Here is a 12,489-nt window from a genome sequence, read left to right as displayed (position 1 = left end):
AGATTCCCGCCTTTGCGGGAATGACATAAAAGTATGAACGAAACAATTCTAGTCAAAATAATTACTCCTTTGAGTATTGCATTTGAAAAGCAAGCTAAAATGGTAACAATGCCGGGTGAGGAAGGTATGTTTGGAGTGCTGCCGAATCACGCTCCGATGATTGTTAGTTTAAAAGCCGGTTTAGTACAGGTTTATATAGATGATATACACACCCCACAAATTACTTATCTTATTTCCAGCGGTGTAACCGAAGTAACGGGAAGTTATGTTAATATAGCAACGGAAACTGCTATTAACGTTACAAATTTAAATGAAGCAGAAATAGCAACTAAGCTTCTAGAACTTCAAAAACCTTTATCAGAACAACATTAATTTGTTTTAAAAATCTACGTTTTGGGATAAGGTTATTTTAATGTCATTGCGAGGAGGCAAATCCACTGTGTCACCCCGTGTCTTGACCACAGGGTCCATAAAAATAATAAAAAATACTAATAATTTTAGTATTTTTAACTGGATACCGTGGTCAAGCCACGGGATGACACATAGGGGAAGTTGAACCACGCAGCCTACGGTTGCTTGCAATGACGATGTTCATTCCACATAATCAAGTGAGAAACAAATGTCAAAAGTGCATAATTCAGAATATCTTAAAGAACTATCAATTGATAATACTTCCTACAAAATTTACGATATAAATAAAGCGGCAAGCGATATCGAACTTCCCTTAAAAAAGCTTCCATATAGTTTAAGAGTGTTATTTGAGAATGTATTACGTTCTAATGGTTCAAAGCAAAACTTACTTGTATTTAAAGAATGGCTAAAAACTAAAGAATCTGATGCGGAAATAGATTTTATGCCGGCAAGAGTTTTGATGCAGGATTTTACCGGTGTGCCTGCTATTGTGGACCTAGCTGCTATGCGTGATGCGATGAAGAAAATAGGAGGCGATCCGTTAAAAATTAATCCGCTTATTCCTGTTGATTTGGTAATAGACCATTCCGTAAGCGTTGATTCTTATGCAGCTAAAGATTCATTCGATAAAAACGTGCAAATGGAAATGAAACGCAATATTGAGCGTTATCAGTTTCTTAAATGGGGGCAGCAGGCATTTAATAATTTTAAAGTAGTGCCGCCTGGTACGGGTATTTGTCATCAGGTAAATTTAGAATATTTAGCAAAAGTCGTGTGGCATAAAGACGGACTTGCTTACCCTGATAGTTTAGTTGGAACTGATAGCCATACAACCATGGTAAATGGATTATCGGTGCTTGGTTGGGGAGTTGGCGGAATAGAAGCAGAAGCTGCAATGCTTGGACAACCTCTTACTATGATTCTACCGGAAGTAATCGGTGTAAAACTAACAGGAAAATTAACAGGTATAGCTACCGCAACCGATTTAGTGTTAACCGTTACCGAGATGTTGCGGAAAAAGAAAGTAGTAGGTAAATTTGTTGAGTTTTTCGGTGAGGGACTTAAAAACCTAACAATTGCTGACCGTGCTACTATTTCTAATATGTCGCCTGAATACGGTGCTACTTGTGGCTTTTTCCCGATTGACCAAGAAACTATAAAATATTTAGAGCTAACAGGTAGAGAAAAAACGCAAATCAAATTAGTAGAAAAATACGCAAACGAGCAGAATCTTTGGTATTATTTTGAGCATGAGGCAGAATATACCGAAATTTTAGAGCTAGATTTATCGAAAGTACAAAGTTCACTCGCCGGTCCAAAACGCCCGCAAGATAGGGTAAATCTAAATGATGTAGCAAGCAGTTTTAAACATGAATTACCGAATTTTGCTTTAGAAAATAAAGACATTGATAAAAAGTATGTTATAGCAAATCAGAATTACGAAATCGGTAACGGCGATGTGGTAATTGCAGCAATTACTAGCTGTACTAATACTTCTAATCCTAGCGTGATGATTGGTGCAGCACTTCTTGCTAAAAAAGCACTAGAACATGGGTTAAAGGTAAAGCCTTGGGTTAAAACTTCTCTTGCTCCTGGCTCAAAAGTCGTAACAGAATATTTGAAGCTTAGCGGTCTTGATAAATATTTAGATGAATTAGGGTTTAATCTAGTAGGTTACGGCTGCACTACTTGCATCGGTAATTCCGGACCTCTAAATCCGGAAATAGAGGAAACTATTAACAAAAACGGGCTAGTTGTTGCTTCTGTTTTATCCGGTAATAGGAATTTTGAAGGGCGAATTAATCCACTTACTAAAGCAAGCTATCTCGGCTCGCCTATTTTAGTTGTAGCATATGCACTTAGCGGCACTCTTAATATAGATTTAAATAATCAGCCGATAGGAAAAAATATTTATTTAAAAGATATTTGGCCAAGCAAAGAAGAGATAGATGAAGTTATTGCAAATTCAATTAATTCCTCTATGTTTATAGAAAAATATTCCGATATATTTAGTGGAACGAAAGAGTGGAAAGATTTACAGATTACAACTAGCTCTACTTATAACTGGAATAAGAACAGTACCTATATTAATAATCCGCCTTATTTTGAGGATATAGGCAGCAAGAATAATATAAAAGATATAAAATCTGCAAAAATTCTAGCAATTTTCGGTGATTCTATTACTACCGATCATATTTCACCGGCAGGAAGTATTAGTAAAACCAGCCCTGCTGCTAAATATTTAATGGACCATCATATAGAGCCTCTAGATTTCAACTCTTACGGATCACGTAGAGGGAATCATGAAGTGATGATGCGTGGCACATTTGCTAATATCCGTATAAAAAACGAGATGTGCAAGGGTGTGGAAGGCGGCTTTACTATAAACCAATTAAGCGGTATGCAGCAAACTATTTACGATGCGGCTATGGACTATAAAGCTAATGATGTACCTGTAGTGATTTTTGCCGGTAAAGAATATGGTAGCGGTTCGTCTAGAGATTGGGCGGCAAAAGGTCCGCAACTGCTTGGAGTAAAGGCAGTGATTGCCGAGAGCTTTGAGCGAATACATCGTTCAAATTTAGTTGGTATGGGTATTTTACCGCTAACTTTTACCGGCAATAATACAAGATTAGATTTAAAGCTAGACGGTTCGGAAACTATTGATATTATAGGCTTAAGTGAACAAATAAAGCCTTATAATCCTGTTAAATGCGTGATAAAAAAACAAACTGGCGAAACAAGAACAATCGATTTAATATTGCAAATATTTACGGATAATGAGATAAATTATATAAAGCACGGTAGTATTATGCATTTTGTGGTAGAGAGTTTGAAAAAATAATGGAATTGTTGTGTGGATATTGAAGGTCGTCATTGCGAGGAGCGAAGCGACGTGGCAATCTCGTTAAATATCCTGAGATTGCTTCGTCGAATTACTATGTAATTTTCCACGCAGCAACGCCTCCTCGCAATGACGAATCAACAGGTTCACACAACAATGCCTCGCAGGAATGACATAAAGGGCTGTGGGAATAAAGAGGTAAAATATGGACAAGCATCTTAAAGAATATACCGAGAGCGGTAAGAAAAACTTAATTGTAGTATATATATTATATTTATGCGGGGTAGTAGCACCGATATTACCATTAATTGGAGTATTTTTTGCATATCTTAATAAAGATAAAGGTGATAATTTTGCTACTAGTCATTACGTGTTTTTATTCCGTACTTTTTGCCTTGGGGTACTTGGGTGGATTGTATGTTTCATATTTACATTTATCATTATTGGAGTAGTACTATACTTTGCACTTGCTGTTTGGTATGTACTTCGTGTTGCCATCGGTTTTAAATATATGATAGAGGATCAAGCTTATCCGAACCCTATGACTTATTGGATTAAATAAGATGATAAAACTGAACGTAGACGGCTCTGAAATAGAAGTATCAGAAGGTAGCACCGTTTATCAAGCTTGTACACAAGCAGGTAAAGAAATTCCTTATTTTTGTTATCATGAGCGTCTAAAAATCGCCGGTAATTGCCGTATGTGTTTGGTTGAAATGGAAAAATCACCAAAGCTTATAGCTTCTTGTGCAATGCCGGTAAGTAACGGTATGGTTATTCACACTGATACGCCTATGGTAAAAAAAGCACGTGAAGGAGTGATGGAGTTTTTACTTATTAACCATCCTCTAGATTGTCCTATTTGTGATCAAGGTGGAGAATGCGACCTACAAGATCAGGCTTTTAGATACGGTAAAGGTACTAATAGATTTCATGAAAATAAGAGATCTATTAAAGATAAATATATGGGACCGCTGATTAAAACAGCGATGACTAGATGTATACAATGTACAAGATGTATTAGATTCGCAAATGATATAGCCGGAATAGAAGAAATGGGAGCTATCCATCGTGGTGAGCATATGGAGGTAACTTCATATTTAGAGCAAACGCTCGATTCCGAAATATCCGGTAATATGATAGATATTTGTCCGGTCGGTGCTTTAAATTCCAAACCTTATGCTTTTAAAGCTCGTAAATGGGAACTAAAACATACCGCTAGCATTGGCGTACATGATGCCGAAGGTTCCAATATTCGTATAGATAGTAGAGGCGATGAGGTAATGAGAATATTACCTCGTGTTAATGAAGAAATAAATGAAGAGTGGCTTTCTGATAAAAACCGTTTTAGTTATGACGGTTTGAAATATCAACGCTTAGATCTCCCCTATATCAGAAAAAACGGTAAGTTAGTAGAGGCTAGTTGGAGCGAAGCTTTAAAAACGATAGCAGATAAAATTAAATCCGTAAAACCGGAAAAAATTGCTGCTATTGCCGGCTCTCTCGCATCTGTTGAAGCAATGTTCATGCTAAAAACATTACTGCAAAAGCTTGGTTCTAATAATTATAGCGTTAATCAGTTTGATTATAAATTTGATACCACGCAGCGAGGAAACTACTTATTTAATACAACTATTGCCGGTGTAGAAAAGGCTGATTTATGTTTACTAATCGGAGCAAATCCAAGGCAGATAGCACCGATATTAAATAGCCGAATAGGGCAAAGAGTGCGTGCAGGCTCATTAAAAGTGGCAAGAATAGGTGAAGGACATAACCAAACTTATAGAATTCAGGATTTAGGAAGGGATATTAAGATTATTGAGGAGCTAGCTATTGGTACTCATGAGTTTAAGAAAGACTTAAAAGCAGCAAAATATCCGATGATTATAGTGGGTGACGGCGTATACGGGCGAGATGACGGATATGCTATATTGTCGCTTATTCATAAGATAGTGGCTGAATATAATATTATGCGTGATGACTTTCAAGGCTTTAATATGCTGCATAATCACGCTTCTATAGTCGGCGGTCTTGATATCGGTTTTAATACTCCTATTAAGCTTGAAGAGTTAGAACTCACTTACCTACTTGGAGCTGATGAACTCCCATTTGATAAGCTAAAATCGGCTTTTATAATATATCAAGGACATCATGGGGATTCAGGTGCTGCGAATGCTGATGTAATTTTACCTGCGGCAGCTTATACCGAGCAGAGCGGAATTTACGTAAATTTAGAAGGAAGACCTCAAATAGCGGAAAAAGCAGTATCGCTTGTAGGAATAGCTAAAGAAGATATAGAAATTATTAAAGAGCTTGCCGGTTATCTGAAAATAGATATCGGAATGAGTGATTTACGAGAAGTAAGAGCCAAACTTGCTAAAGAATATAAGATATTTGCTAATATTGATAAAATTGTAGAGAGTAAATTTGCTAAATTTAGCTCTAAAGATAAGTTATCAAAAGAGCCTATAACTACGGAACCTATTAATTATTATATGACTGATGTAATTAGTAAAAACTCGGTCACTATGGCTAAGTGTGTAGAGGCTAAGGAAAAGAGAAATGAGAGGGCGGCATGACAATAATGTCATACCTTGGCTTGACCACGGTATCCAGTAAAAATGTTGATATAGCGTGTATTGTACTACTGGATACCGTGGTCAAGCCACGGTATGATACTGAGGTACTCTCATGCTAGAACTCTTTTTTGAATATATTTTTCCGTTAATTATCATCGCTCTAAAGGTGGTGGCGATCACTATCCCTTTAATTTTATGCGTTGCGTATTTAACATATGCAGAACGTCGTGTTATTGGATTAATGCAGCTACGATGTGGACCGAATGTCGTTGGACCGTTCGGGCTTTTGCAACCTATTGCCGATGCGGTTAAGCTCTTATTCAAAGAGCTGATCATTCCAACCCACTCCGATAAAATATTATTTATTTTAGCACCGATGATAACTTTTATATTAAGTTTAATCGGCTGGGCAGTTATACCATTTTCAAAGGGGGTAGTTCTTGCAGATATTAATGTCGGTGTTTTATATATTTTTGCTATATCCTCTTTAAGCGTTTACGGCATTATTATTGCCGGCTGGGCAAGTAATTCAAAATATGCCTTCCTTGGTGCTATACGCTCATCCGCCCAAATGATTTCTTATGAAGTATCGATGGGGCTGGTTATTATTACCGTGCTACTTACTACCGGTACTCTCAATTTAAGTGGGATTATTGAAGCCCAAAGAACTAGCCCATGGTGGATTGATTTAATGCTACTACCTATGGGTGTCGTATTTTTTATCTCGGTGCTTGCCGAAACAAATAGGTTACCTTTTGATTTACCTGAAGCAGAATCGGAATTAGTCGCCGGCTATAATGTTGAATATTCCTCTATGGGATTTGCTTTATTTTTCCTAGGTGAATATGCTAATATGATACTCGTTAGTGCAATGACTACGACTTTCTTTTTAGGAGGTTACTTACCGCCCTTTAATATATCGTGGTTAGATTTTATTCCAGGGTTCTTTTGGTTTGTATTTAAGGTCGGATTCTTATTGTTTTGCTTTTTATGGATTAGAGCAACCTTACCGAGATATCGTTATGACCAATTAATGCGTTTGGGGTGGAAAGTATTTTTACCTCTAACTTTGTTTTGGGTGGTGTTAGTGTCGAGCGTGCTTATTTATACAGATAATTTGCCGAGTGTTTAGGTGTTATGTTATTATTGCGTGATCGGTTTACCCGTCATTGCGAGAAGAATTACGTAGTAATTCGACGAAGCAATCCAGTAAAAAATTCTGATTTACAGAATTTTTTTAATTATTTTTCTAGATTGCCACGTCGCTTTGCTCCTCGCAATGACGATTTGGTATCCACGTTGGCAATACCCCACAATAATGCCATCGATCTTTAATATATAATGTTTATGATAAACTATTTAAAATCGTTTTTTCTATATGAGATAATAAGGGGAATGGCTTTGACTTTAAAGTATTTCTTTAAGCCTAAAGTTACCATAAATTATCCTTATGAAAAAAGCCCTGTTAGCCCTAGATTTAAGGGCGAGCATGCACTGCGTCGCTATGAAAACGGTGAAGAACGTTGTATTGCTTGCAAGCTTTGTGAGGCAATTTGTCCGGCACAAGCGATAGTGATTGAAGCGGACGAACGAGATGACGGCAGTAGGAGTACAACACGTTATGATATAGACATGACAAAATGTATTTATTGCGGGTTATGCCAAGAAGCTTGCCCTGTAGATGCGATAGTTGAAGGTCCTAATTTCGAGTTTGCAAGCCTAACTCATACGGCACTTATTTATGATAAAGAAAGATTACTGCAAAACGGTGATAGATGGGAGCAGGCACTAGCTAGTAAATTACATAAGGATTATGAGTATAGGTAAATTACTATAGTACTAGATAGTTTTTACTCTATGTCATTCCTGCGAAAGCAGGAATGACATAGCCGTTAATCCCTTGAAAATTTGAACTTTCATAAACTTTTGTAATTCACTATAAGCATTGCTTTTCTTTTTTTGCCCCCTATAATTATAAATGATTATAAAATACTGAGAAATTATGCTTATAAAACAAATTTATAGTATGGTAGTTTGCTTTGTTACTACTATAGTTTTATTGATAACGCTCTCTATTACATTTAATGCATTCATTACACTATTCCTACCGGAATATACTAATAAAGAGGAACTTATAAAATATAGTACTAATGAGCAATATTTGAAGCTAAAATCATATGATAAGGATTTATATGAACAATTAAAAGGGTTGCCTCCAAAAGAGCTAGAAGAAAAGAGAATTAGTTATAAGAATGAATATATAGAAGTTACTAAAGCACGTGCTATAAGTACAATAATTAATTGTTCAATTTGGATTATAGTTAGCCTTATATTTTTTATTGTGCATTGGAAGATTTATAAAAATACGCAAAACAATAATAATTAATCCAGCTGTAATGTCTGTGCAGATTTTATAGAATTTTCTAGGTGAGAGGATAGAAGAACAATACCTCCGCTATTTGCTTTCATAGCAATTAAATTATTTAGCAAATCTCTATTTTCTTTGCTTAAATTAGTTTCAACTTCATCAAGTAGCCATAAGTCAGATTGGCAGGCAATAAGTCTTGCTGCGGCTACGACTTTCTGCATTCCGCTAGATAAACTATAGCATTTTTCATCTAATAAATCTTGTAATTTAAAGTAATGAATAGCAGCGTATAGGGTTTCAGCGTAATTATAAATTTCCGACCAAAATTTTAGATTCTCAAAAACAGTCATTTCGAGTTTTAGACCTAAATTATGACCTATATAATTGCAGTATGGTTTAGGGATATTGTCGATATTATTATTTTTATAGTAGATATTACCGCTACTTGGTTGCATAATTCCTGCTATCATTCGCAGTAGCGAGCTTTTACCGCAACCATTAGCTCCTTTTATATAGGTAATAGAAGAAGGAAGAAAAGTAATACTTAGATCAAATAAATTTCTTTGTTCTATATTAAATTGTAATTGATGAAGTGATAGCATACTTGTCATACGTCATACCGTGGCTTGACCACGGTATCCAGTAATAAAATTAGTAATATTGCATGATGTTTTCTGGATACCGTGGTCAAGCCACGGTATGACACACACATAATTAGTTACCGAATCTAACCAATAAATTCTCCACCGATAAACGAAATACGTTTAAAATAGAACTGGGCATTAGACCAAAGTAAATAATCAATAATATTAAAGGAGCTATTGAGATTATTTCATATTTATATAAATCTCTGAAATGTATAATTTCTTTATTGGTAATTTCACCAAGCATAACTTCTTTATGTAATTTCAGCATATAAACCGCCCCAAGGATTATGCCGAGAGCCGCTATAAAGGTTGCTGCTACATTCACCTTATAAATCCCAAGCAAGCTTAAAAATTCTCCGATAAATCCGCTAGTTCCGGGTAGCCCGACAGAACCAAGCATTGCAATCATAAAAAATGTGGCAAGTACAGGCATTTTACTTGCTACACCGCCGTATTTAGCTATTTCTTTGGTGTGCAATCTTTCATATAAAGTACCGACTATTAAGAATAGGCATGAGGAAATCACGCCATGGCTAAGCATCTGAAATATTGCTCCGCTAACTCCGGCTTCAGTAAAGCTAAAAATACCTATCGTAACATATCCCATATGTGCAATAGATGAATATGCTATCATCTTCTTCATATCTTTTTGAGCAAGAGCAACAAGGGACGCATATATTATTGCAATAACGCTAAGGTAAATTACGTAAATTGCAAATTCTTGTGATACACTCGAAAATAGCGGTAGTAATACTCTTAAAAAACCGTAGCCGCCGAGTTTTAGCAAGATACCGGCAAGTATAACAGAGCCGCTGGTTGGAGCTTGTACGTGTGCATCGGGTAACCAAGTATGAAACGGAATCATAGGAATTTTAGCGGCAAAAGCAATAAAGATAGCCCACCATAAAATTTGCTGAGCAAATAATGGAATATTACCGGTAAGTTCAGGAATATAGGTTAAATCAAAACTATAAATTTTGCTATAAATATAAATTAATGAAAGTAGGAAAAATACCGAACCAAAGAAAGTATATAAGAAGAATTTAAGAGCTGCATATATTCTATTCTCACCTCCCCAAACACCGATAATAATATACATCGGCACTAATATTGCTTCAAAAAAGAGATAGAATAATAATAAATTTACTGAGGTAAATGCCCCTATACAAAAAGATTCCATTAATAAAAAACATACTAAATATTCTTTAATATATTTTTTAACGGTAAATAAGCTTCCTATTATGCAAATAAGAGTAAGAAAAGAAGTTAGAGCTACGAAAAATATTGATATACCGTCAACACCTACATGGAATTCAAGCCCGATTTTATCAAGCCAAGCATAGCGTTCAACAAATTGATAAGCGGGGTTTGAAGAGTCAAACTCTATTAAAATATAAATAGTTGAGATGAATGTTAAAACAGAACTAAGTACTGCAACATACATTACATATATCTCTTTATTTGCCTTTTTACTTTGACTAATAAACAGCAAAATATATAGCACGCTTATTAGCGGCAGGAAAATACTGATAGATATAATAGGTAATTCTAACATTCTTTTAAGATTTTATGGGTTTCTTCCGTCATTGCGAGCGGTCGAAGACCGCACGGCAATCTCATGAAATAATACTCCTGAGATTGCTTCGTCAATTACTTCGTAATTTTCCTCGCAATGACGGTTTTAGTTTTTAATGCCAAGTATACTAACCTCTCCAAACGAAAACGCTAATTACAACAACAATAAACGATACAATATACAAAGCATAATTAAAAACATATCCTGTTTGTGTTTTACCGGTAAGAACGCTAAAGCAATTAACGACTCGTGAAAAACCGTTTGGTCCAAAACGATCGATTATTTTCTGATCGCCAAGATAAAATAAAGAAGCTAAACAGTTAATAGGTTTTACAATTAAGAAATTATATATTTCGTCGAAGTAATATTTATTTCTTAGTATGTTGGAAATTAGTCCAAAGGGTGTCATCCCGTGGCTTGACCACGGGATCCAGTCTTTTTTAATATTTTTATTGGATCCCGTGGTCAAGCCACGGGATGACAATGAAAATACACAAATACCAATAACAATCCCCATTATGCCAACTGCCATAGGTAGTAGCTTAATATATAAAGGCGGGTGGCTAATTAGTAGTTTATAAATATGTAAATTAAATAGACTTTCATGGAAATAGCCGTTTGGTTTGTCCATAGAAAGTAAATAATAACCGATCATACCGCTAAAAAAGCTCCCAGCGACAAGCAATATAAGGGGGTTATTCATTATTTTAGCCGGTTCATGGGTATGCTCAAAAACATCTTTTTCTAGCTTAGTTTTACCATAGAACACAAGCATAATAATCTTCATTGAATAAATAGCAGTAAGTATTGCTGCCGCTATCCCAAAAATGAACATAAACGAGCCGCTACTATAGGCTGCTTCTAAAATCGAATCTTTAGAGTAAAACCCTGCCAAAGGATAAATACCTATCAATGCAAGTGAGCCGATTAAGAAATTTCCGTAAGTTACCGGCATTTTATTTCTTAAATCACCCATTTTAAAAATATCCTGCTCATGAACTGCATGTATTACACTGCCGGCTGATAAGAATAATAAGGCTTTAAAAAAGGCATGAGTTACTAAGTGAAATATCCCGCTATTATAGGCAGATACCCCGCAAGCCATAAACATATAACCAAGCTGACTACAGGTAGAGTAAGCAATAATCTTTTTGATATCGCTTTGCATAATAGCAATGCTTGCGGCAAAAAGACAAGTAACACCGCCTATTATTGTAATAAACTGTAGAACTAAAGGGCTATATTCAAACAAATACGAGCAGCGTGCTACTAAGAATACTCCTGCCGTTACCATGGTTGCCGCATGAATAAGTGCAGATACCGGAGTCGGCCCTTCCATCGCATCAGGCAGCCATACATGTAAACCAATCTGTGCAGATTTACCCATACAGCCGATGAATAATAACAAGCAAATAACATCTAGAATAGAAAATTGTAAAAATATTTTTGTATTAGATAATAACTCTGCAGATGAAAATACATCTTTGTAATTTGCCGAACCACAATAAACAATAATCGTTATTATGCCTAAGATAAAGGCAAAATCGCTGGCTCTATTAGTTATAAAAGCTTTAATCGCTGCTTTATTGGCGGATTCTTTTGAATACCAAAATCCGATTAGTAAATATGAACAAACCCCAACGCCCTCCCAGCCGAAAAATAATTGTAAAAAATTATCTGCGGATACTAGCATTAACATAAAGAACGTGAATAACGAAAGAAAAGACAAGAAACGTATAATCCCCTTATCCTCCGCCATATAGCCAAGCGAATAAATATGCACGACGCTTGACACCCATGTTACGGCTATAAACATTATGCTAGTGAGCTGATCGATATAAATCGACCAATTTACTTTAAAATTTCCAACCTCAATCCATGGTAATAATTTAATATGGATTATATTCCCGTCTAAACCTGCATCACAAAATATTACTAATGAGAATAAGGCAGATAAAGATAAGAAGCCGGTTGCAATTATTTGAACTAATTTTTTATCTATTACTTTTAAGAATAACCCGTTTATTACGCTAGATGCAAGCGGTAACATGATAATCATTATG

At 35.7% G+C, this 12,489-nt stretch carries 10 protein-coding genes and 1 pseudogene; 7 read left to right on the top strand and 4 right to left on the bottom strand.

Annotated elements, in window-relative coordinates:
• Positions 1-33: 33 nt before the first annotated feature.
• From ACE38Q_RS05510 to nuoH, 5 genes are all read left to right on the top strand, one after another.
• Complete coding sequence (locus ACE38Q_RS05510) at positions 34-372, top strand: F0F1 ATP synthase subunit epsilon (RefSeq protein WP_500190392.1); 339 nt, start codon at positions 34-36, stop codon at positions 370-372.
• Between the two features lie 247 nt (positions 373-619).
• Positions 620-3,256 (top strand): aconitate hydratase AcnA, encoded by a 2,637-nt coding sequence (gene acnA, locus ACE38Q_RS05505; RefSeq protein WP_500190391.1) that lies wholly within the window; start codon positions 620-622, stop codon positions 3,254-3,256.
• Positions 3,257-3,461: 205 nt separating this feature from the next.
• Complete coding sequence (locus ACE38Q_RS05500; protein ID WP_500190390.1) at positions 3,462-3,818, top strand: DUF4870 family protein; 357 nt, start codon at positions 3,462-3,464, stop codon at positions 3,816-3,818.
• Position 3,819: 1 nt separating this feature from the next.
• Positions 3,820-5,835: an NADH-quinone oxidoreductase subunit NuoG gene (gene nuoG / locus ACE38Q_RS05495; protein WP_500190389.1), complete on the top strand. Its 2,016-nt coding sequence runs from the start codon at positions 3,820-3,822 to the stop codon at positions 5,833-5,835.
• Positions 5,836-5,947: 112 nt separating this feature from the next.
• Positions 5,948-6,967 (top strand): NADH-quinone oxidoreductase subunit NuoH, encoded by a 1,020-nt coding sequence (gene nuoH / locus ACE38Q_RS05490; RefSeq protein WP_500190388.1) that lies wholly within the window; start codon positions 5,948-5,950, stop codon positions 6,965-6,967.
• A gap of 33 nt (positions 6,968-7,000) precedes the next feature.
• On the opposite strand, the pseudogene ACE38Q_RS05485 reads toward nuoH, so the two are convergent.
• Positions 7,001-7,122: pseudogene (locus ACE38Q_RS05485) on the bottom strand (lytic transglycosylase domain-containing protein); the annotation flags it as partial.
• Between the two features lie 60 nt (positions 7,123-7,182).
• Here ACE38Q_RS05485 and nuoI point away from each other — a divergent pair.
• Positions 7,183-7,662: an NADH-quinone oxidoreductase subunit NuoI gene (nuoI, locus tag ACE38Q_RS05480; RefSeq protein WP_500190387.1), complete on the top strand. Its 480-nt coding sequence runs from the start codon at positions 7,183-7,185 to the stop codon at positions 7,660-7,662.
• Between the two features lie 175 nt (positions 7,663-7,837).
• Positions 7,838-8,221, top strand: coding sequence for a hypothetical protein (locus ACE38Q_RS05475; protein WP_500190386.1), 384 nt, complete (start codon positions 7,838-7,840; stop codon positions 8,219-8,221).
• Here the strand turns inward: ACE38Q_RS05475 and ccmA are convergent.
• From ccmA to nuoL, 3 genes are all read right to left on the bottom strand, one after another.
• A complete protein-coding gene (gene ccmA / locus ACE38Q_RS05470; RefSeq protein ID WP_500191327.1) occupies positions 8,218-8,805 on the bottom strand; it encodes a heme ABC exporter ATP-binding protein CcmA in 588 nt (195 codons plus the stop codon). The genes ACE38Q_RS05475 and ccmA overlap by 4 nt on opposite strands.
• Positions 8,806-8,917: 112 nt before the next feature.
• A complete protein-coding gene (locus ACE38Q_RS05465; protein WP_500190385.1) occupies positions 8,918-10,405 on the bottom strand; it encodes an NADH-quinone oxidoreductase subunit M in 1,488 nt (495 codons plus the stop codon).
• A 148-nt stretch (positions 10,406-10,553) separates the two neighbouring features.
• Positions 10,554-12,476, bottom strand: a complete 1,923-nt coding sequence (gene nuoL, locus ACE38Q_RS05460) for an NADH-quinone oxidoreductase subunit L (protein ID WP_500191322.1) — start codon at positions 12,474-12,476, stop codon at positions 10,554-10,556.
• Between the last annotated feature and the right edge of the window lie 13 nt (positions 12,477-12,489).

Origin of the sequence: Rickettsia endosymbiont of Thecocarcelia acutangulata (genome assembly GCF_964263195.1) — a bacterium.
GTDB classification, from domain to species: Bacteria; Pseudomonadota; Alphaproteobacteria; order Rickettsiales; family Rickettsiaceae; genus Rickettsia; species Rickettsia felis.
This window is presented reverse-complemented; position numbering and strand designations above follow the sequence as displayed.

Coding starts and splice junctions, on each gene's coding strand:
- nuoI (WP_500190387.1), top strand. CDS start 7,183: ATGATAAACTATTTAAAATCGTTTTTTCTATATGAGATAATAAGGGGA.
- ACE38Q_RS05500 (WP_500190390.1), top strand. CDS start 3,462: ATGGACAAGCATCTTAAAGAATATACCGAGAGCGGTAAGAAAAACTTA.
- ccmA (WP_500191327.1), bottom strand. CDS start 8,805: ATGCTATCACTTCATCAATTACAATTTAATATAGAACAAAGAAATTTA.
- ACE38Q_RS05510 (WP_500190392.1), top strand. CDS start 34: ATGAACGAAACAATTCTAGTCAAAATAATTACTCCTTTGAGTATTGCA.
- ACE38Q_RS05475 (WP_500190386.1), top strand. CDS start 7,838: ATGCTTATAAAACAAATTTATAGTATGGTAGTTTGCTTTGTTACTACT.
- ACE38Q_RS05465 (WP_500190385.1), bottom strand. CDS start 10,405: ATGTTAGAATTACCTATTATATCTATCAGTATTTTCCTGCCGCTAATA.
- acnA (WP_500190391.1), top strand. CDS start 620: ATGTCAAAAGTGCATAATTCAGAATATCTTAAAGAACTATCAATTGAT.
- nuoG (WP_500190389.1), top strand. CDS start 3,820: ATGATAAAACTGAACGTAGACGGCTCTGAAATAGAAGTATCAGAAGGT.
- nuoH (WP_500190388.1), top strand. CDS start 5,948: ATGCTAGAACTCTTTTTTGAATATATTTTTCCGTTAATTATCATCGCT.
- nuoL (WP_500191322.1), bottom strand. CDS start 12,476: ATGTTACCGCTTGCATCTAGCGTAATAAACGGGTTATTCTTAAAAGTA.